A 17,710-nucleotide genomic window follows, 5' to 3' on the forward strand; every position below is an offset into this window, starting at 1 on the left:
CCTCACAGCCTAGACGCTCTGCGGTCAGGTGCCGAGGCGCGTTCCGGGCCGCGCGGGTCCAGCGGTCAGTCGCCCTGCAGGGAGAAGCGCTCGCCCACCAGGCGTTCCGACATCTGCCAGAGCCGTGTCGCATCGTCCAGATCGGCGAACGTCGACCAGTGCCGCCGCCGTGAGGGAGGGCCTGCCGTGAGCCGGCGCGGCCCGTAGAACTCGTCGCCACGGGCCTCGGGTCCTGTCGAGGCGAGCAGCGCCGGCTGCGCCGCGCCCTCGACTGTGCCGGCGAGGCCGATCCTGGACAGAAGACCGATCATCCGCCGCCCCGATGTCGCTCTGTCTCGGCCCATTCCCGGCTGCGCGGCCAACAGATTGGTGGGGCTCACCCCGGGGTGGGAGATGTTGCTCGTGACGCCCCACCCCTCGGCCCTGCTCCGCGCATCGAGCGCGCGCGCGAACAGAGCGACGGCGATCTTCGACTGCACGTACGCCTTCATTGCGTCGTACTCCCTCTCGGAGTTCAGGTCGTCCCAGTCGATCTCTCCGGAGCGGGCGGCGATGCTCGTCTGGTGGGTCACGCGGGCGCGGCCCGCACGCAGCAAGGGGAGCAGGCCGATCGTCAGGGCGAAGTGCCCGAGGTGGTTGGTCCCGAGCTGGAGCTCGAAGCCATCGCCGGTCGTCTGTCGTGTCGGAGGCTGCATCACACCGGCGTTGTTGACGAGGATGTCGATCGGACGCCCCTCTGCGTCGAGATCGCGGGTCAGCGCCGCGACCGAATCCAACGACGAGAGGTCGAGCGCCCGCGTCGCGACGTCGGCACCGGGCGCCCGCTGGCGGATCCGATCCGCTGCGGCGGCGCCCTTGGCTGGTGAGCGCACGGGCATGATGACATCGGCGCCTGCCATCGCGAGTCGGGTGGCGATCACCTGACCGATCCCGTCGCTCGCTCCGGTGACGATCGCGAGCTTCCCGCGGAGGTCGGGGATGTCGATGGTGCGAGGCATGGTCTGCCCTCTCTTCTGCGGTGGTGTGTGCGGGGGAACGGCTGCGCGGTCAGCGCAGCGACTGCGTGCCGATGACGGAGAGGAGCCGGAGCCTGTCCTGGCTCTCGCTTCCGGGGAGGGCGGTGTAGACGAGCAGTCGATGGGACTGCTCGGGATCGAGCAGCGTCTGGCAGGCCAGTTCGAGCGGCCCGACCTCGGGATGCGTGAAGCGCTTGATGTCCGGCGGTGCGACGCCGACCTCGTGGGCGGCCCACAGCGAACGGAATTCCTCGCTTTCGTCGACGAGGGCGTCGACGAAGTGCGAGGCGCGCGAGTGGGGGCCCCGCATGGCGACGATCTCGCGCAGGCCCGCGACGTATACGCGGGAGAGCACGCGGCGTTCCCGCGGAGGATAGGCATCCTGGGCGGCGGGATCGGTGAACCAGCGATAGCCCGAACTGCGCGCGAGCCCGGTGAAGCGAGATGCGTCGCCCGTGAGCGCGACGCTCATCGGAGTCTGTCGCAGGGTCTCGCCGAGTTCGGTGACGATCTCGGCAGGTGTGTCGTGGAGGCGGTCGAGGATCCGCGCAAGACCCGGGCTGATGTGGTCGCTCGTCGTGCCCCGCGGCGGGGGATTGTGACCGGCGAGGACGAACACATGGTCGCGTTCGTCGAGGGAGAGGCGGAGGCCCTGAGCGATGGACGCCATCATCTCCGGTGATGGGCGTGGGCCAGTTCCGCGTTCCAGGCGCGCGTAGTAGTCGGTGGACATATGGGAGAGGGCGGCGACCTCCTCCCGACGGAGGCCGATCGTGCGTCGGCGTCGATCGCGCGGCAGCGCCAGGTCCTCGGGCTGCAGTGATTCTCTCCGGGCGCGCAGAAAGCGCCCCAACTCGACTCTGTCGATCACGGTGCGGTCCTTCCTCGGCGAGCGTCTCACCTGCATCCGTTCTACGCGAGCCGAACCGTCTGAACCACGACTTGACGATCCACCCCTCGCGGGATCTCGCTCGAATCGGTGGGATCGAGGCAACGATGGACGGGATACGTGCGATCGAATCCGCGAATCGGAAAGAATCGAGATTCCTTCGTGCACATCGGTGCAGATCGCGTGATCCGCGGGCGCCCTCGCCGCTACTGTCGGGAGCATGACCGCCGATCACGAGATCCATGACACCGACGACCTGATCCCGCTGCAGCCGGATCGCAACATCGCCCTCGAGCTCGTGCGTGCGACGGAGGCCGCCGCGATCCGCTCCGTGCCGTTCATCGGGCGGGGTCAGAAGGAGCTCGCCGACGGCGCAGCCGTGGACGGGATGCGCGCCTTCCTCTCGACGGTCGAGTTCGACGGGGTCATCGTCATCGGCGAGGGCGAGAAGGACAACGCGCCGATGCTGTTCAACGGCGAGCACGTCGGCACGGGGCGCGGGCGCTCCTACGACATCGCGGTGGATCCGATCGACGGCACGACGCTGACGGCGGAGGGCCGCAACAACGCCCTGTCGGTGATCGCGATGTCCGATCGCGGCACGATGCTCGACGCGTCGAGCGTGTTCTACATGGACAAGATCGTGACGGGGCCCGCGGGCGTCGGCGTCGTCGACATCCGCAGGCCGGTCCAGGAGAACATCGCGCTGCTCGCGAAGGAGCTCGGGAAGCCGATCGAGGAGATGGTCGTCTCGGTCCTCAACAGGCCGCGGCACGAGCAGCTGATCGCGGACATCCGTGCGACGGGCGCGGGGACGCGGCTCATGAGCGACGGCGATGTCGCGGGCGGGATCAACGCGGCGCGTCATGGCGCACCGACCGACATGTGCGTGGGCGTCGGCGGCAGCCCCGAGGGCATCGTCACGGCGTGTGCGATCAAGGCGCTCGGCGGACACATCCAGGGCCGCATGTGGCCGCGTGATGACGACGAGCACCAGCGGGGCGTCGACGCGGGCCTGCCGATGGGCGAGGTTCTCGAGGCCGAGGACATGGTCACGGGCAGCAACACGATCTTCGTCGCGACGGGTGTGACGGATGGCGCGCTCGTCGCGGGGGTGAAGCGTCAGGGCGGGTATCTCTACACCGAGAGCGTCGTCCTCCGCGGGCATTCGGGCACGCTGCGGCGCATCTCGAGCGACCACCTCGAGTCGAAGTGGCTCTGACGCGGCGGAGCGTTCTGCGCGCCGCGGCGCGCGAGGTTCACGAGTCGATCACGGTCCGGGAACACGCCGCTTGCCGTGACATAATCACCGCATGAGCGAGCAGTCGGAGAAGTCACCGTCGGCAGGAGCGCGCGCCGTCGTCGCCGACGCGCAGGATCCTGCCCGGCGCCCCGATGTGCTCTTCCGTGTACGGCGTCCCGCTGGCACGGAGCCGAGCGTCTGGTGGTCGATCGGCGGCTTCGTCGTCGTGTCCGCGGGCGTGCTCGCCGCTCTCAATCTGCTGCCGGGCTGATCACCTCCTGGTCGACTGCGTTCGCAGTCTCGTCGTTCGGTGATCCGGGCAGCAGTTCGGGCGCGGACACGCGCCGCACGGATGCCTCGATCGGGGCGGGCGCGGCGGTCTGCTCGAGCTTCGAGGCGTCGATCCCGGGGAACTTGCGCGCGGTGACGAGCACACGCGATTCGAGGGATCCGACGAGGCCGTTGTAGGCGTCGACGGTGCGCTCGATCGCCCGTCGCATGCCCTGTGCATGCCCGGCGAGGGCGCCGAGTCGGTCGTAGAGCTGATTTCCGAGGTCGAAGAGGGCCTTCGCCTCCTGAGAGACCTCCTGCTGTGTCCAGGCGTAGGCGACGGTCTTCAGGACCGCCCAGAGGTTGACGGGCGAGGCGAGCGCGACGCGTTTGCCGAACGCGTATTCGAGCAGCGACGGATCCTGGGCGAGGGCGGTCGAGAGGATCGATTCGCTCGGGATGAAGCAGATGACGAACTCGGGGCTCGCATCGAGACCCGACCAGTAGGACTTCTTCGCCAGCGTGTCGACGTGTGCACGGACGGCCTTGACGTGCCTCTGCAGGAGGTCGATGCGCCGCGCGGCGTCGTCGCCGATGGCAGTCTCTGGGATCGCCGAGGCGTCGAGGAACGCCGCCAGCGGCACCTTCGCGTCGATGGCGATGGACGTGCCGCCCGGGAGGTGCACGAGCATGTCGGGGCGGCCGCCGCCGGCGTCCGACGAGATCGACGACTGCTCGTCGAAGTCGACGCGCGCGACGAGCCCCTCCGACTCGACGATGCGCCGCAGCTGCGTCTCGCCCCACACGCCGCGCGCCTGGTTCGACCGGAGCGCGCCCGCGAGCGACTCGGTCGTCGCGCGGAGCTGCTCGTCGAGCGCGTGGGCGCTGCGCAGCTGCTCTGCCACCTGCCCGAACTGCTCCTGACGCTCACGCTGCATCTCGTCGACGCGCTGCTGCATGCGATGCAGCGTCTCGCGCACGGGGGAGAGGGCCTCGAGCACGGCGCTTTCGCGCTGGGCCCGCAGCGCCTGATCCTGGCGCTCGACCCGCTCTCGGTCGATCGCCGCCTGCGTCTGCCGCTCCTGGCGGTCGAGCGCCTCGCGCGCGCCGCGGGCCTCGGCCTCGGCGCGCGCGAGATCGGCGTGCAGGGAGGCACTGCGCGATGCGCGCGCGAACCAGCCGGTCCCCGCCCCGGCTGCGAGGGCGATGATCACGACGACGATCCAGATGAGGTCCATGGATCCAGTCTCGATGGGACCTCTGACATTCGAACATCAGGTCGGGCGAGCTCGCCCGCGTAGACTGCTCTCCCGTGGCTCTGACTATCGGCATCGTGGGACTGCCCAATGTGGGCAAGTCGACCCTCTTCAACGCTCTGACCAAGAACACCGTGCTCGCGGCGAACTATCCGTTCGCGACGATCGAGCCGAACGTCGGCGTCGTCGAGCTGCCGGATCCGCGCCTCGATCGACTCTCGGAGATCTTCGGATCCCAGAAGATCCTCCCGGCGCCCGTGTCCTTCGTCGACATCGCCGGCATCGTGCGCGGCGCGAGCGAGGGCGAGGGCCTCGGCAACCAGTTCCTCGCGAACATCCGCGAGGCGGACGCGATCGCGCAGGTCGTGCGCGGCTTCACGGACGGCGACGTCACGCACGTCGACGGCAAGGTGGATCCCGCCGGCGACATGGACACGATCAACACCGAGCTCATGATCGCCGACATGCAGACGCTCGAGAAGGCGATCCCGCGCGTCGAGAAGGAAGTCAAGGGCAAGAAGGCCGACCCGGCCATCCTCGACGCGGCCAAGGAGGCGCTCGCGATCCTCGAGTCGGGCAGGACGCTGTTCCAGGCGGGCTTCGACACGACGCAGGTGCGCGAGCTCGGGCTGCTCACGGCGAAGCCGACCCTGTTCGTCTTCAACGTCGACGAGGGCGTCCTGACCGACGAGGCGCGCATGGCCGAGCTCGCGGCGCTCGTGGCGCCCGCGAAGGCCGTATTCCTCGACGCGAAGGTCGAGTCGGAGCTCATCGGCCTCGACGCCGATGAGGCGCTCGAGCTGCTGCAGTCGCTCGGCCAGGAGGAGTCGGGCCTCGACCAGCTCGCCCGGATCGGCTTCGAGACCCTGGGCCTGCAGACCTACCTCACGGCGGGGCCGAAGGAGGCGCGCGCCTGGACGATCCGCAAGGGCTGGACCGCGCCGCAGGCCGCAGGCGTGATCCACACGGACTTCGAGCGCGGCTTCATCAAGGCCGAGATCGTGTCATACGCCGACCTCGACCAGTACGGATCCATGGCCGACGCGAAGGCCGCCGGCAAGGTCCGCATGGAGGGCAAGGACTACGTCATGGCCGATGGAGACGTGGTGGAGTTCCGCTTCAACGTGTGACGCTAGTCGTACCCTGGGTACATGGAAGCTCGGGTTGTTACTTCAGAGGCGCGTGCGCTGCGTGCGCTCCTCGACGAGCACGCCGACGAGTTCCATGCGCTGCTCGCGAAGTACGGGGCGGCGAACCCGCGCCTCTTCGGGTCCGTCGCTCGAGGTGATGCGCACGCGGGCAGTGACATCGACATCCTGGTCGAGATGGATCCCGCTGAGGGGAACGTCCTGATGCGAGCGTCGGGGCTCTTGGAAGAGACGCGACAGCTCTTCGGGCGTGATGACGTGGACGTCTTCCCGGTTCAGCTGCTGAAAGAGCCGGTGTCGCGTACCGCACTCGCGGAAGCCGTTGCGCTGTGAGCCGCGAACCGGCGAAGCGTGTTGCGGACATCCTCGGTGCGATCGCGAAGTGCGAGCGGTACGTTCGCGCATTGGATGGCGATCGCGGTCTCGCTGAGATGGCTGAAGACGCCATCGAGCACAACCTTCAGATCATCGGCGAGGCCGCGAATCACCTTCCTGCCCTGATCATCGACGAGCACCCGGAGATCGCCTGGCCGCAGATCCGTGGGTTCCGGAACATCCTCGTGCACCAGTACTTCGGTGTCGACGCTGACGTGGTGCGCGACGTGGTCGACACCCATCTTCCTCCCCTCGCCGAGGCGCTGCGACAATACGCCGACGGGGAATACGGCCGATGACCGATTGGCGTGAGGATCGCGTCGCGGCAGCGTTGGCAGGGGACAACCCCATGGTGCTCGCCGAGCTCGACGCCGCGTTCGCCGTGATCGGCGACGTTCAGTGGCTCCCGGGGTACTCGCTCGCATTGACGAAGGTGCCGGGCGTCGACCGCCTGGGTGATCTGCCGCGCGCGGAGAGGATCCGCTACCTCGCGGACGTCGACCTGGTCGCCACGGCAGTCGAGAACGTCTGCCGGCGTCGCGACGACGCGTTCCGACGCGTCAACGTCGAGATCCTCGGGAACCATGATGCGTTCCTTCACGCGCACGTCTGGCCGCGGTACGAGTGGGAGCCGCCTGACCTCGTCACGAAACCTGTGTGGCTGTACTCGTCCGACCACTGGACGGATTCGTGTTTCGCGCTGCGGCGCGACCACGAAGACCTGCGTGCCGACTTGGAGGCAGAGGTTATTCGGTTACGGGATGCGGTCGAATTCCGGTTCGGTGTGTGAGCTGAGCTGACCCTGCGGGCCCCGCCGATCTTCGTGATCGGTGAGGCCTCGTCGTCTCCTACAGGTGTTCCTGCTTCGGGATGTGAGGGCAACTCGGTCATAGGGCCCGGGAGATTTCGGCGTCGACGAGTTCCGTACGGCGGGTCTCATGACGCAATCGGTCTCACCAGTCCTTCGAACCCTCTGTCCGGAGGCTGCCGGGTATGTGCAACAGGCGTTCGCCTCGAACATCGACATGCAGCGACAGGGTGATGGGGTCTGGTGACGACGCTCGACGATGCGGAACAGTACGTATCCCGTCTGCTCTCGGCCGGATCCACGCAATTGCCGTGGGCGATCTGCATCGACGATCGCCTTGTCGGTCTCGTGAACATCGGCGTCGGTGAGGCGAACCGAAACGGGTGGTTCTCATATTGGATGCACGCGGATGGGCGTGGTCGGCGATGGACATCGTGTGCCGCCGCGACGGTCGCCAATTGGGCGCTCGACGGCGGTGGACTGGAACGGCTGGAACTCGGGCATCGCACGAACAATCCCGCTTCGGAGGCTGTGGCCCATGCCGCTGGCTTCGTCCGCGAAGGGACCGAACGCGGCAAGTTCCTGATCGCCGGCGACCGCATCGACGTCGCGACGTACGGTCGACTAGGTTCCGATCCGATCCCCGACACTGACGTGCTACCGATGTCTACTGCGTGAGGTTGGTCCGTGCCGGAACTTGGTGGAGTTCCGCTTCAACGTGTGATCACGCCCACCCCGGATGCCGGGCGTGCTCCTGCCGAAGGGCGGCTAGCCTGACCTGATGGCTTCCTCGCTTGGCATCGTGCGTGACCTTATTCGTACGCATTCCGTGGTCGCGATCGTGAGTGACCTGGACGGCGTGCTTCGCGTGTTCGACGACGCACTGTGGGTGGAACTCGACGTCAGTCTCGGATTGGTTTCGGGTGCCTCGCTGGGTGCAGTCCTCGGAAACCCTCTGCTTCGCGATGTCGTGCGAGGCCGAGCGTCCTTTGCGGAGTGGCGGTCGGCGGCGGTGTCGTCGCTTGTGGACGCCGGCGCGGACCCTTCGGCGGCTGAGCACGCGGTGGAGCGTTGGGCAGAGACGCCTGGGCGAGTCGATGAGGCCGTGCGCTCCTTCCTGGTCGATGCCCGAGACCTTGGACTCGAGGTGTTCGTTCTGACGAACGGCACAGACCGTATTCGCAGCGAGGTCACCGATCTCGGGGTGAAGAACGTTCTGGGCGAGGGTTTAGAACGATTGCTGAGTTCGCACGAGATCGGGTTCGCGAAGCCAGAGCGAGAGGCCTACGAGATCGCACATGCGCGCATCGTGCAGTTGGTCGGCACCATCGTGGATCCACGGCGCGTAGTGTTCCTCGATGACACGGCGCGGAACGTGGAAGCTGCGCGAGCGTTCGGGTGGCGTGCTGTCCTGCATCGCTCTGCACGCGCGTAGACGCTTCGTCGAACTTGCACAGGGGGAAGTCTGTGCCGGCACCCGGTTGCGTTCCGGTTCAACGTGTGACGCCGAACTCTTGACACTTCCTATAACTGGAAGATATCTTCCTGTTCTGTGAAGACTCTCGCGCCGCAATTGACGCCGTTCGTGCGTTCCGACGCGGTCGGGGCGATCCTCGCAGAGTTGCTGGGGCATCCCGATCGCGAGTTCTCGCTGTCCGAGGTCGGGCGTCGGACGGGAGTGAGCGGGCCGGTCGTCCATCGTGAAATCGGTCGGTTGATCGAGAGCGATGTGCTTCGCGATCGCCACGAGGGCCGCAATCGACTGGTGCGGGCGAACGAGGACCACCCGCTTTTCGGTCTTATGCGCGATCTCATCGCGGCCACGTATGGGCCTGTCCCCGTGCTGCGCGAACTCTTCGACGGCGTCGACGGTGTCGACGAGGTGTTGATCTATGGTTCGTGGGCCGCGCGCCGCGCGGGGGAGGGCGGGGCGTTTCCGAACGATATCGATGTGCTCGTCATCGGATCCGCATCGCGCCGTGCGCTGTCGACGATCGCGACCGAAGCGGGCGGGCGTCTCGACCTGCCTGTGAATGTGACTCGGCTCGGGCGTGTCGATTGGGAAGCAGAGGAGCCCTCGCCGTTCGTCTCGACGATCAGGTCGCGTCCGATCGTCGATGTGCTGACCGGTGACGTGCATGCCTGACGTGATCGAGCAGATGCTGACGAGTCGTCGTCTGGAGCGCATCGAGCCGAATGTCGAGCACTCGCTTGCCGTCGTGCAGATGGCGGAGCGTCATGTCGCCACCGCGAAGGTGCTGGAAGCGACGGAGGATCACGGGATGGCCTTCACTGCTGCGTATGACGGCGCGCGGAAGGCGCTCACGGCCGTTCTGGCGATCGAGGGGCTGCGCGTGCGCCCGGTGGGCGGAGCCCACCGGAATACGGGAATCGCCGCTGCCGCATTCGTCGACGATCCATCGTTCGACGAGTTCGATTGGATGCGGCAGGTGCGCAACGCGACAGAGTATCCGGATCTCGATCGCCCGACGGCGACTGCTCAAGACGTCGCAGAGGCGATCGATGCAGGCGGCGCGATCGTCGCCGCCTGCGCTGTACATGTTCGGGGACGGGGCTGACGTCGCCAGAGGTGACTCGGCTGCAGAACGCGGTGGAGTTCAGGTTCAACGTCTGACGCCGCGGTCGCTCGGAGCGAGTGGGAGGCGCATTCGTTCTGCGATCGTGGATCGAGCCGGTCGGGGCGGTGGCGCTCGTCGGGCGCGTCAGCCTGTCGTCTCGTGGGGTGTGTACGACAGCGCGGCGTCGACGATCTGTGCGCTCGAGGCGTCTTGCAGCTCTTCGGGAGGCCAGAAGATGAGATCGCTCGCTTCCGGGTGCGGGACGTTCATCTCGAAGAGCTCGAGGTAGAAGTCGCCGCTGTCGTCTGCGGCAGAGATTCTGTCGACGATCTCGATCAGTTCCTCTCGCGTGATGTCGGGTACCCGCTCTGGCCGGTTCATGACGCGTCGGACGAAATCTTGCGGATCCTCCGCGGCGTGGATACCGCGGAGATCAGTGGGATCGATTTCTGTTCCGACGGCGGCATTGAATGCAGCGAGCTGCTCGGCGTAGGGTCTGGCGAACTCGATCAGCGAAGCAATGGCGTTGGCCTGCGCGCCAAGCGTCGCCAAAAGGTTTGGAGGTATCGATCGCGGCGTCAGTGCGCTGCGGAGCTCCATGTCGCGACGCTATCAGCAGTCGCGGGCGTAGCGCTGGGCGGGATGATACTCGCTTCTGCAGCTGCGCCGCGTAGATCTCGCACGCGCGGTTGGTCGGCGGCGGAACGTGGTGGAGCTCAGGTTCAACGTGTGAGCAGCGCTCTCGATCCCTGAGCCGTACGCCGACCGGTCACCTCGTGCTGAGGTGGCCGGGGCGGTTTCGTGCGGGGGTCCTCACCTCTGGCAAGGTCGCGTGCAAATCGCTATCATGATTGATAGCAGAGGAGGTGATCGCCGATGTCATCCATCATCGTTCGCGGTCTCGACGACGCCGTGAAACAGCAGCTCGCCGCGCAGGCGAAGGAGCATGGCCGGTCCATGGAGGCTGAAGTCCGGGAGATCCTCACGAAGGCCGCGAGGCGGCCACACATCGGGATGGCGCTGCTGGCCGCGGCGCAGGACATCGGCGGTGTCGATGAGCTGATGATCCCAGAGCGCGGTGACGTCGCGCGGGTGGCGGACTTCGAGTGATCGTCCTCGACACGAACGTCATCTCGGAGATCTTCCGGCCGTCGCCGGAGCCGCGTGTGGTGGACTGGCTCGCGTCGTTGGCGGGTGATGTTGCGATCACGTCTGTCACGCTCGCGGAGCTGTTGGCGGGCGTGCGGCGGCTGCCGGATGGCCGGCGCAAGGGTGAGTTGACCAGGCGCATCGACGCAGCGCTCGAGCCGTACCGGGGCAGTCGCGCTGTGTTGCCGTTCGATGACGTGGCGGCCGACCGCTATGCAGACGTGCTCGTGGCTCGAGAGAACACGGGCGCGCCGATCAGCACAGCCGACGCGCAGATCGCCGCGATCTGCCTGGCGCACGGAGCGACCTGTGCGACGCGCAACGTGAAGGACTTCGTGTACATCGGCGTCGAGCTGGTCGATCCGTGGAAGGTCGACGCGTGAAGCATCATTAGCAGGGATCGTGGCATGGCCTTGGTGGGCGAGCTGACCTGGGCGGAGGTGCAGCGCCGTCGCGCTGACTACGCCGCGTGGTCTGATGAGGTTCTGGAGTTCGACACATCTGGTCGTACTCCGGGCGAGGTCGCGGAGACGCTCATCGCTCTCCTCGAACAGTGATGACGTGATGGTCTCGCTGATGGTTCTCCGTGTAGCGACGTGGTGGAGTTCAGGTTTAACGGCTGACCGCGCGGCCGCGCCGTCGAGTCGGGTTCGAGCTCGGCTGAAAGGCACTCCGTCGTTACGGGTGGTGTCGATGGTCCGATTCAGTGGACGTGGTCGTCCGCTCAACTGCGCGACTGTGTGCGACGAGCGCCTCGTAGTCGACCGCGGCTCCGCGGAGTAGCATCTCGACCGCGTGCTCCGCCTCGGTGTCGGTGATGTGGCGGTCGCCGAAGAGTGCGAGGTAGTGCACCAGCGCTCCCACCATGTCGAGCAGGATCTCCAGATCGGCGTCGGGGTGAAGGTTGCCACGCGCGACCGCTCGATCGATGGTGCGCGCAACGGCACCGCGCGCGGGCTCGATCAGCGTTTCGAGGTACTGATTTCTCAAGTCGTGGTCGGTCGCGCATTCAGCTAGGAGAGCCACCAGGACGTCTGGGCGGATTCGCCGGTACGCGGCGAGGAACACCGAGATGCTCTCATCGAGATCGCAGAGCGTGCACCCGGTGTCAGGCGATGTCGGCGTCTCCAGCCGTGAGCCGATCGCTGCCAGCGCCAGATGAGCGCGGCCCGGCCATCGCCGGTAGATCGCCGGACGTGAGGTCCCTGCACCGCGGGCTACCGCTTCGAACGACAGACCCTGATACCCCGACTCGTCCAGGATGGCGAGCGTCGCTGTGAGGATCGCCCGGTCGAGCTGTGCGTCGCGGGGGCGTCCGCTGGTGACTGTGCGCGAGGAGGGTGTCGACATGTAACGAGTTTAACCGTAGCATTACGTGACATGATGGAACGTAATCGAATGACGTCGCCTTCTCCCCAGAAGGCGTCGACGCGCGCCTGGTCCGGCCTTGCCCTCCTCGTCGCGCCGATGCTGACCCTGTCGACCGACCTCACCGCGCTCTTCTTCGCCATGCCGACACTCGTCGCGGACCTCGACGCGTCGGCGACAGAGTCGCTCTGGATCGTGCACGCCTATGGGTTCCTCATCGTGGGCCTCCTGATCACGATGGGGCGCGTCTCCGATCGCGTCGGTGCCCGCAGGCTCCTGCTCTGCGGTGCCTCAGTGTTCGCCGTTCTCTCGGTCGTCGCCGCCTTCGCAGACACGCCTGGCGCGCTCATCGCCGCGAGAGCGCTTCTCGGTGCCGCCGGTGCGACGCTGATGCCCTCGCTCTACTCGCTGCTGCGGGTGATGTTCCGCAACGAGGGTCAGCGCCGTCTCGCGATCGCGATCATGTTCAGTGCCTTCACGATCGGCGGCGCGATAGGTCCGCTGCTCGGCGGCGTCCTGCTCGACGCGTTCTGGTGGGGCACGATCTTCCTCGTCAACGTGCCACCGATGCTGGTCCTCGTCGCGCTCGGCAGATTCGTTCTGCCGGAGCGGCACGAGCCCACAGCGAGCCGGATCGACGTCGCCAGCGTGGGGTTGTCGATCGTGGGAATGCTGGTCTTGGTCTACGGGCTCCAGGAGATCGCGGCGGGCTCGGGGGGAGAGGCAGAGGCGCTCCCTCCGTGGGTCGCCGTTGCCCTGATCGCAGCCGGCCTCGGTCTGCTCGCAGCGTTCGTACGTAGGCAGCGACGACTGGCTGACCCGCTGTTCGATTTCGCGCTGTTGAGGAACCGCCGCTTCGCGGTGTCATTGCTGACGCTGCTGGTGACCGGGGTCGGCACTGTCGGGCTGTTCTTCCTCTTCACCCAGCACCTGCAGTGGGTCGGGGGTTGCACGCCGGTCGTCGCCGGCCTGCTGACGCTGCCGTACATCGCGATGGACATCCTCGGTGCGCTCGTGGCTCCAGCCATGGCCCGCCGCTGGCCCTCATCGCGCGTCGTCACATGCGGTCTGGGGACTCTCACCCTCGGCGCGGGACTCACAGCGCTCGCCGTCGCTGACGGCACGGTCGTCTTCCTCGTCGTCGCTGTGTCGGTCATGGGCGTTGGACACGGGGCCGCGCTGGTCTTGATCAGCGACGCCCTCATCTCTATCGCGCCCGAGGAGCGCGTCGGTTCCGCAGCAGCCGCGCAGGAGGTCGGCGGCGAACTCGGTACGGCGCTCGGCGTCGCGGCGGGCGGGACCGTCGGGATCGCGGTCTTCCGGAGATCGCTCGAGCGGCCATCCCCTGGCGGTACGCCGGCCGAGGCGGTCGAGGCGATGCGCTCGAGCATTCATGAGGGGTTCACCATCGCGCACTCGCGCACGGACGGATCCGCAACGCTCGTCGAGATCGTCCGTGACGCAATGTCGAGCGGACTTCTGGTGTATGCGCTGGTCGCCGCCGCGCTCGTCGGCTCTGCTGCATGCGTCTTCGCCGTCGTGCACGCCGAGCGTCCACCGTCCCGGCGGACGACGGGCTGAATCGCGGCGGGTCGTCGGCAGGCGAGGTCGATGAGACGTTCGTCCGTGTCGGAACGTGGTGGAGTTCCGATTCAACGTGTGATGAGGTTCGGTGCGCGCCGAGGAGCGAACGTCGACGTCAGAGGAACGCGCCGCCGGATACTTCGAGGCGCTCACCGGTCACCCAGCGCATCTGCGGGGACGCGAGAGCGGACACGGCGTCGCCGATCTCGACGGGGTCAGCGACCCGCCCGAGTGCGGTGTGCACAGCGATCTCGGACCGCATGTCGGCGCTGTCGCGCATCGCGCCGCCGTTGAAATCTGTTGCCGTGGGGCCGGGGGCGATGCTGTTCACGCGGATTCCCCGCGGCCCGAGTTCGCTGGCGAGGCTGCGCGACAGCGTCTCGACTGCGGCCTTCGACGCAGCGTAGAGCGCTGTTGCCGGGCTCACATGCCGGGTGAGCGAAGTGGAGACGTTGATGACGTGACCATCGCCGTCGAGGAGCGGCAGGAGTGCCTGGGTCAGGAAGAAGGTGCCGCGAAGGTTGGTGCCGATCTGTGCGTCGAAGTCTTCCTGCGTCACGGCCTCGACGCTGCCGAACACGCCGATGCCGGCGTTGTTGACGAGGACGTCGAGGTGAGATGAGCTCCACTGCTGCGTGAGCAGGTCGCCGAGCGAGACGACGGCCCGTCGGAGACGGGTGACATCGGAGAGGTCGAGCGTGATCGAGAGCGCATCACCGCCCGCGTCGGCGATGCGGGTCAATGTCTCCGAGACGTCGCTCCCGGGGCGATGAGCTGCGATGACTCGGTGTCCGCTCCGGGCGAGGGCGAGGGCGATGCTCTGCCCGAGTCCACGGTTGGCTCCGGTGACCAGGGCTGTGGGTGTGCGGGTCATGCGGGACGTCCTTCCGAGAATGTGATGTGCATGAGCGGGCTGCCGGTCATCCACTCCTCAAGCGGCGGAACCGGTTGAGGGATGCCGGCCGGGTTGCGCGGGTGGTTGAGATCATCGATGACCGATGTGAGAACTCGAGTTCGATGTTCGTGGTCGCCGACTGGACGGGCGAACGCATCGAGATCGGCGCGGACGCCGTGCTTCAGATGGAACGTGAACCGGGGCTGATGCAGCAGGTTGGCGTACCAGCTGCGCCGCGCGGGGCTGGTCGTGAGATAGATCTCCTCGTCTACTCGATAGAACCAGATCTCGATCCGGCGCGGTTTCCCGGTGCGGGCGCCGATCGTGGTGATGTCGATGGTGCGCTCGCGCGCCGACGACATCGGCGTGATCGTAAGCGCGCGAGCGATGTCCTGTCTCATGCTGTCCGCCCGTCATAAGTAAGTGATTATTTACTTGTACTCTAGATCGGACCCTGCATCACGTCAACCAGACGCAGCAGGGAGAGGGGAACATGATGTCGATACGCGATGCGGACGCGACGCGGGCGCGGATCCTGGATTCGGCGCTCGCCGAGTTCGCGGCAGTTGGGCATGCGGGCGGGCGCGTGGAGCGCATCGCGGGCAACGCCGGCACGAACGTGCGGATGATCTACGCCTACTTCGGCAGCAAGGCTGGCCTATTCGACTCGGCTGTGCGGTTCGCGGTCGAGCGCATGGCTGTCGAGGTGCCGCCCGAGCCCGAGGCGCTGGCGCACTGGGCGGGGCGGTTGTTCGACTATCATCAGGCGGACCAGACCGCGTTGCGGGTGAGCCTGTGGGCGCAACTGGAGCGGCCGGAGGTGGCTGCGGAGCCGATGGAGACCTACTTGGCCAAGACAGCTTCCCTCGCCGAGGGCCGCGACGGCATGGTCTCCGCGGTCGACCTTCTCGTCATCATCTACGCGATCGCTCAGGCATGGACGCTCACGCCCGTCGGTCTGCTCCAAGCCGACGGGTCCGATCCCTCATCCCCTGAACGGATCGCCCGGCACAGGCGCGCGGTGATGACGGCCGTCGCGGCGATCGCCGCGGTGCCTGACGGCTCTTCTGTGTGACGTTCTCGAACTGAACCATTCGAACCTGCGAGGCGCGTTCTTGTGCGGCGGTGGCGGGCGGCGCTGTACGGCGCGACCTGACCTCGCACTGATGCTCGTGGCGTCGGCCGACGATGGCGCGTGTCGCGTCAGGGAAGGAGGCCGGAACGTATCCGCCTCGCGCCTGCTCGCCGCGTATGAGCTCACCGGTCTCGGTCTCGGCGGAACCCAGCACGCCTCACGGGTCCACGATGCGCACATCGTGGCCATCGAGGTTGAGCCGCCGGATGCCTTCGAGAAGCACGCGCCGAGCGATGTCGTCGGCGCGGCGCACGTGGTCGAGATCGATGACGAATGGTGCGTCCCCTGGCCGACTCCTCGGGGAAGACGCGCAGGACCGGCTCGGCCTCGATGAAATGCGGGTCTGCTGAATGGATCGATGGCGGAGATCGGTCAGGCCGCGAGGCCCATGGAGGGTCTCATCGTGCCCTCAAACTCGACCGGGGTCGACTTTCCCAGACGCTCCTGCCGCCTGCGCCGGTGGTAGGTGCGTTCGATCCACGTCACGATCGCGATGCGCAGCTGCTCGCGTGTCGCCCAGGAGCGCCGGTTGAGGACGTTCTTCTACCGGAGCGCGGACGGTCTTCCGAGCGCGAAACTGACTGCCTCTATCGCTGCGAAAGACGCGGCCGGCGACGTCACCGCGCCACGCGGCGGCGTTGTCGATCGCGTTCACGACCAGGCGGGGCTTCATCCGCGAGCCGATCGAGCAACCGACGATCTTGCCGCTGAAGACGTCCTTGATCGCGCTGTGGGAGGGCTTGCCCTCGACCGTCTTGTGCTCGGTGATGTCCGTCAGCCACAGGCGGTTCGGCGGATCGGCAGTGAACTCACGCTGGACGAGATCGTCGCGCATGGGCGGGCCGGGTTTCTTGCCCTTCCCACGTGCCTTCTTCTTGCCGAACGTCGACCACCAGCCGTTCTCGGACGTGATCTTCCACGCTGTCCGGTCCGACATCGACTCTCCCTCCTCGCGGGCTTCGTCGGCGAGAGAACGATGCCTGAACTCGGGATCGTCGCGGTGGGCGTCGTACAGGACGTTCGCGCGATACGTCTCGTCCAGCTCCGCAGCGGTGATCGGGTTGCGCAGCCACCGATAGGAGGGCAGGCGGGCGAACCCCCGAACCCGACACGTCACCGTGACGGGGATCCCATCACCGGCGAGCTCAGTCACGAGCGGGTAGATCCTTGTCCCGGCAGATGCGCCTGCGACAGATACGCGGCCGCGCGTCGGAGCCACTTCGGAGGCGTCATGGGGTGAACGCCGAAGTCCTTCGCGATCTGATCGATCGTGACGCCGGGCTCACGGCTCTCCGCGACCCGCACGACGTCGTCGCGGAACTCCTGAGAGCAGGGAGCGGGTATGGTGTCATCACTCGAGGCGCACCCTACGGGCACGCCATCTCAGATGTCACGAACTCGTTCAGCAGCCCCAATGCATCCCGACGTTGATCACATTTCCTGATGCATCGCGGTAGAAGAATCGCGTGACGCCCCACGCCTCCTCCGTGAGCGGGTGCACGATGTCGACGCCTGCCGCGAGGGCGCGGGCGTACGTGTCTCGGACGTCATCGACGAAGACGGAGACATCGGGGTTCTCGGGAGCCGACGCGTCTGCCTCGACGAAGTTCAGCTGGTGGCCGTCGGAATCAGCGAGAGTAACGATCCATCCGTGATCCATCACCAACTCGAGTCCCAGGACTGCGACATGCTCTTCGACGGTGCGGCGGAGGTGTGAGGCTTTCAGGTCGGGCGCTACGCGCTCAATGTTCATAGCCGCAGTCTCCCCGTACGCGGAGCGCCGTACAAGGGGTTGGTCCGTGCCGGAACACGGGGGAGGTCCGCTTCAGCGTCTGAGACGTCGGGTGTCCGTGCTGCGGCGTACAGCGGGCGAAGCCGCTCGGCGGTGATTCTTGTGACCGTCTCGTAGAACGCGACGAGTGCGTCGACGTCGTCGGTGATGATGCGGGTGGCGGCGAGCTGCATGGCCTTCTCCTTCTGTCGTGGACGTGGTTC

General features: G+C 66.9%; 24 protein-coding genes and 1 pseudogene. 15 read left to right on the top strand and 10 right to left on the bottom strand.

What is annotated here, in order from left to right:
* Positions 1–65 precede the first annotated feature (65 nt).
* Both GB932_RS03535 and GB932_RS03540 read right to left on the bottom strand, forming a co-directional pair.
* Positions 66–998: an SDR family oxidoreductase gene (locus GB932_RS03535; protein WP_156759331.1), complete on the bottom strand. Its 933-nt coding sequence runs from the start codon at positions 996–998 to the stop codon at positions 66–68.
* A 49-nt stretch (positions 999–1,047) separates the two neighbouring features.
* Positions 1,048–1,887, bottom strand: a complete 840-nt coding sequence (locus tag GB932_RS03540; RefSeq protein WP_156759332.1) for a helix-turn-helix transcriptional regulator — start codon at positions 1,885–1,887, stop codon at positions 1,048–1,050.
* A gap of 238 nt (positions 1,888–2,125) precedes the next feature.
* Between GB932_RS03540 and glpX the strand changes: the two genes are divergently transcribed.
* Positions 2,126–3,127: a class II fructose-bisphosphatase gene (gene glpX / locus GB932_RS03545; RefSeq protein ID WP_156759333.1), complete on the top strand. Its 1,002-nt coding sequence runs from the start codon at positions 2,126–2,128 to the stop codon at positions 3,125–3,127.
* A 91-nt stretch (positions 3,128–3,218) separates the two neighbouring features.
* Complete coding sequence (locus tag GB932_RS03550; protein ID WP_156759334.1) at positions 3,219–3,419, top strand: UDP-N-acetylmuramyl pentapeptide phosphotransferase; 201 nt, start codon at positions 3,219–3,221, stop codon at positions 3,417–3,419.
* Here the strand turns inward: GB932_RS03550 and GB932_RS03555 are convergent.
* Positions 3,400–4,656, bottom strand: coding sequence for a DNA recombination protein RmuC (locus GB932_RS03555; protein ID WP_156759335.1), 1,257 nt, complete (start codon positions 4,654–4,656; stop codon positions 3,400–3,402). The two genes, GB932_RS03550 and GB932_RS03555, sit on opposite strands and share 20 nt — an antisense overlap.
* 74 nt (positions 4,657–4,730) lie before the next feature.
* Between GB932_RS03555 and ychF the strand changes: the two genes are divergently transcribed.
* The 8 genes from ychF (at position 4,731) to GB932_RS03595 (ending at position 9,584) form a co-directional block, all read left to right on the top strand.
* On the top strand, positions 4,731–5,804 hold the full coding sequence (gene ychF, locus GB932_RS03560) for a redox-regulated ATPase YchF (protein ID WP_156759336.1): 1,074 nt from the start codon (positions 4,731–4,733) through the stop codon (positions 5,802–5,804).
* 21 nt (positions 5,805–5,825) lie between these two features.
* Positions 5,826–6,155 carry a nucleotidyltransferase family protein gene (locus GB932_RS03565; RefSeq protein ID WP_156759337.1) on the top strand — a complete coding sequence of 110 codons (330 nt, stop codon included), beginning with the start codon at positions 5,826–5,828 and terminating at the stop codon, positions 6,153–6,155.
* Complete coding sequence (locus GB932_RS03570) at positions 6,152–6,496, top strand: HepT-like ribonuclease domain-containing protein (protein WP_156759338.1); 345 nt, start codon at positions 6,152–6,154, stop codon at positions 6,494–6,496. The genes GB932_RS03565 and GB932_RS03570 overlap by 4 nt, the downstream gene beginning before the upstream one ends.
* A 50-nt stretch (positions 6,497–6,546) precedes the next feature.
* Positions 6,547–6,987: an HIT family protein gene (locus GB932_RS03575; protein ID WP_231915984.1), complete on the top strand. Its 441-nt coding sequence runs from the start codon at positions 6,547–6,549 to the stop codon at positions 6,985–6,987.
* 261 nt (positions 6,988–7,248) lie between these two features.
* On the top strand, positions 7,249–7,683 hold the full coding sequence (locus tag GB932_RS03580) for a GNAT family N-acetyltransferase (RefSeq protein ID WP_197517284.1): 435 nt from the start codon (positions 7,249–7,251) through the stop codon (positions 7,681–7,683).
* A 103-nt stretch (positions 7,684–7,786) separates the two neighbouring features.
* Positions 7,787–8,440 (top strand): HAD family hydrolase, encoded by a 654-nt coding sequence (locus GB932_RS03585; protein ID WP_156759340.1) that lies wholly within the window; start codon positions 7,787–7,789, stop codon positions 8,438–8,440.
* Between the two features lie 117 nt (positions 8,441–8,557).
* Positions 8,558–9,151 (top strand): winged helix-turn-helix domain-containing protein, encoded by a 594-nt coding sequence (locus GB932_RS03590; RefSeq protein WP_156759341.1) that lies wholly within the window; start codon positions 8,558–8,560, stop codon positions 9,149–9,151.
* Complete coding sequence (locus tag GB932_RS03595) at positions 9,144–9,584, top strand: HEPN domain-containing protein (RefSeq protein ID WP_156759342.1); 441 nt, start codon at positions 9,144–9,146, stop codon at positions 9,582–9,584. Before GB932_RS03590 ends, GB932_RS03595 begins: the two co-directional genes overlap by 8 nt.
* Positions 9,585–9,728: 144 nt before the next feature.
* Here the strand turns inward: GB932_RS03595 and GB932_RS19140 are convergent, their stop codons facing one another.
* Positions 9,729–10,184: a bacteriocin immunity protein gene (locus GB932_RS19140; RefSeq protein ID WP_197517285.1), complete on the bottom strand. Its 456-nt coding sequence runs from the start codon at positions 10,182–10,184 to the stop codon at positions 9,729–9,731.
* A 276-nt stretch (positions 10,185–10,460) separates the two neighbouring features.
* On the opposite strand from GB932_RS19140, the gene GB932_RS03605 reads away from it, so the two are divergent.
* The 3 genes from GB932_RS03605 to GB932_RS03615 are packed head-to-tail and all read left to right on the top strand — an operon-like array spanning position 10,461 to position 11,290.
* Positions 10,461–10,694, top strand: coding sequence for a FitA-like ribbon-helix-helix domain-containing protein (locus GB932_RS03605; RefSeq protein WP_156759343.1), 234 nt, complete (start codon positions 10,461–10,463; stop codon positions 10,692–10,694).
* On the top strand, positions 10,691–11,116 hold the full coding sequence (locus GB932_RS03610; RefSeq protein ID WP_156759344.1) for a type II toxin-antitoxin system VapC family toxin: 426 nt from the start codon (positions 10,691–10,693) through the stop codon (positions 11,114–11,116). The genes GB932_RS03605 and GB932_RS03610 overlap by 4 nt, the downstream gene beginning before the upstream one ends.
* A 24-nt stretch (positions 11,117–11,140) precedes the next feature.
* Positions 11,141–11,290, top strand: coding sequence for a hypothetical protein (locus GB932_RS03615; protein WP_156759345.1), 150 nt, complete (start codon positions 11,141–11,143; stop codon positions 11,288–11,290).
* 121 nt (positions 11,291–11,411) lie between these two features.
* Here the strand turns inward: GB932_RS03615 and GB932_RS03620 are convergent, their stop codons facing one another.
* Complete coding sequence (locus GB932_RS03620) at positions 11,412–12,083, bottom strand: TetR/AcrR family transcriptional regulator (protein ID WP_156759346.1); 672 nt, start codon at positions 12,081–12,083, stop codon at positions 11,412–11,414.
* 48 nt (positions 12,084–12,131) lie between these two features.
* On the opposite strand from GB932_RS03620, the gene GB932_RS03625 reads away from it, so the two are divergent.
* A complete protein-coding gene (locus GB932_RS03625) occupies positions 12,132–13,682 on the top strand; it encodes an MFS transporter (protein WP_197517286.1) in 1,551 nt (516 codons plus the stop codon).
* 118 nt (positions 13,683–13,800) lie between these two features.
* Here GB932_RS03625 and GB932_RS03630 read toward each other — a convergent pair whose 3' ends face one another.
* Positions 13,801–14,559 (bottom strand): SDR family NAD(P)-dependent oxidoreductase, encoded by a 759-nt coding sequence (locus tag GB932_RS03630; protein WP_156759348.1) that lies wholly within the window; start codon positions 14,557–14,559, stop codon positions 13,801–13,803.
* Positions 14,556–14,981, bottom strand: coding sequence for a nitroreductase/quinone reductase family protein (locus GB932_RS03635; RefSeq protein WP_156759349.1), 426 nt, complete (start codon positions 14,979–14,981; stop codon positions 14,556–14,558). Before GB932_RS03635 ends, GB932_RS03630 begins: the two co-directional genes overlap by 4 nt.
* A 92-nt stretch (positions 14,982–15,073) precedes the next feature.
* On the opposite strand from GB932_RS03635, the gene GB932_RS03640 reads away from it, so the two are divergent.
* Complete coding sequence (locus tag GB932_RS03640) at positions 15,074–15,655, top strand: TetR/AcrR family transcriptional regulator (RefSeq protein ID WP_197517287.1); 582 nt, start codon at positions 15,074–15,076, stop codon at positions 15,653–15,655.
* Between the two features lie 432 nt (positions 15,656–16,087).
* On the opposite strand, the pseudogene GB932_RS03645 reads toward GB932_RS03640, so the two are convergent.
* From GB932_RS03645 to GB932_RS19145, 3 genes and pseudogenes are all read right to left on the bottom strand, one after another.
* Positions 16,088–17,059: pseudogene (locus GB932_RS03645) on the bottom strand (DDE-type integrase/transposase/recombinase).
* Positions 17,060–17,117: 58 nt separating this feature from the next.
* Entirely contained in the window at positions 17,118–17,468 is a 351-nt protein-coding gene (locus GB932_RS03650) for a VOC family protein (protein ID WP_156759350.1), read from the bottom strand.
* A complete protein-coding gene (locus GB932_RS19145; RefSeq protein ID WP_197517288.1) occupies positions 17,465–17,680 on the bottom strand; it encodes a hypothetical protein in 216 nt (71 codons plus the stop codon). Before GB932_RS19145 ends, GB932_RS03650 begins: the two co-directional genes overlap by 4 nt.
* Positions 17,681–17,710: the final 30 nt, after the last annotated feature.

The organism is Microbacterium karelineae, assembly GCF_009745985.1.
In the GTDB taxonomy this organism is placed as follows: domain Bacteria; phylum Actinomycetota; class Actinomycetes; order Actinomycetales; family Microbacteriaceae; genus Microbacterium; species Microbacterium karelineae.

Excerpts from the sequence above, each read along its gene's own strand:
- GB932_RS03565 (WP_156759337.1), top strand. The coding sequence starts at position 5,826 with ATGGAAGCTCGGGTTGTTACTTCAGAGGCGCGTGCGCTGCGTGCGCTC.
- GB932_RS03550 (WP_156759334.1), top strand. The coding sequence starts at position 3,219 with ATGAGCGAGCAGTCGGAGAAGTCACCGTCGGCAGGAGCGCGCGCCGTC.
- GB932_RS03585 (WP_156759340.1), top strand. The coding sequence starts at position 7,787 with ATGGCTTCCTCGCTTGGCATCGTGCGTGACCTTATTCGTACGCATTCC.
- GB932_RS03595 (WP_156759342.1), top strand. The coding sequence starts at position 9,144 with ATGCCTGACGTGATCGAGCAGATGCTGACGAGTCGTCGTCTGGAGCGC.
- glpX (WP_156759333.1), top strand. The coding sequence starts at position 2,126 with ATGACCGCCGATCACGAGATCCATGACACCGACGACCTGATCCCGCTG.
- GB932_RS03615 (WP_156759345.1), top strand. The coding sequence starts at position 11,141 with ATGGCCTTGGTGGGCGAGCTGACCTGGGCGGAGGTGCAGCGCCGTCGC.
- GB932_RS03640 (WP_197517287.1), top strand. The coding sequence starts at position 15,074 with ATGATGTCGATACGCGATGCGGACGCGACGCGGGCGCGGATCCTGGAT.
- GB932_RS03630 (WP_156759348.1), bottom strand. The coding sequence starts at position 14,559 with ATGACCCGCACACCCACAGCCCTGGTCACCGGAGCCAACCGTGGACTC.
- GB932_RS03575 (WP_231915984.1), top strand. The coding sequence starts at position 6,547 with ATGGTGCTCGCCGAGCTCGACGCCGCGTTCGCCGTGATCGGCGACGTT.
- GB932_RS03605 (WP_156759343.1), top strand. The coding sequence starts at position 10,461 with ATGTCATCCATCATCGTTCGCGGTCTCGACGACGCCGTGAAACAGCAG.
- GB932_RS03635 (WP_156759349.1), bottom strand. The coding sequence starts at position 14,981 with ATGAGACAGGACATCGCTCGCGCGCTTACGATCACGCCGATGTCGTCG.
- GB932_RS03535 (WP_156759331.1), bottom strand. The coding sequence starts at position 998 with ATGCCTCGCACCATCGACATCCCCGACCTCCGCGGGAAGCTCGCGATC.
- GB932_RS19140 (WP_197517285.1), bottom strand. The coding sequence starts at position 10,184 with ATGGAGCTCCGCAGCGCACTGACGCCGCGATCGATACCTCCAAACCTT.
- GB932_RS19145 (WP_197517288.1), bottom strand. The coding sequence starts at position 17,680 with ATGCAGCTCGCCGCCACCCGCATCATCACCGACGACGTCGACGCACTC.
- GB932_RS03650 (WP_156759350.1), bottom strand. The coding sequence starts at position 17,468 with ATGAACATTGAGCGCGTAGCGCCCGACCTGAAAGCCTCACACCTCCGC.
- GB932_RS03555 (WP_156759335.1), bottom strand. The coding sequence starts at position 4,656 with ATGGACCTCATCTGGATCGTCGTCGTGATCATCGCCCTCGCAGCCGGG.
- GB932_RS03625 (WP_197517286.1), top strand. The coding sequence starts at position 12,132 with ATGACGTCGCCTTCTCCCCAGAAGGCGTCGACGCGCGCCTGGTCCGGC.
- GB932_RS03620 (WP_156759346.1), bottom strand. The coding sequence starts at position 12,083 with ATGTCGACACCCTCCTCGCGCACAGTCACCAGCGGACGCCCCCGCGAC.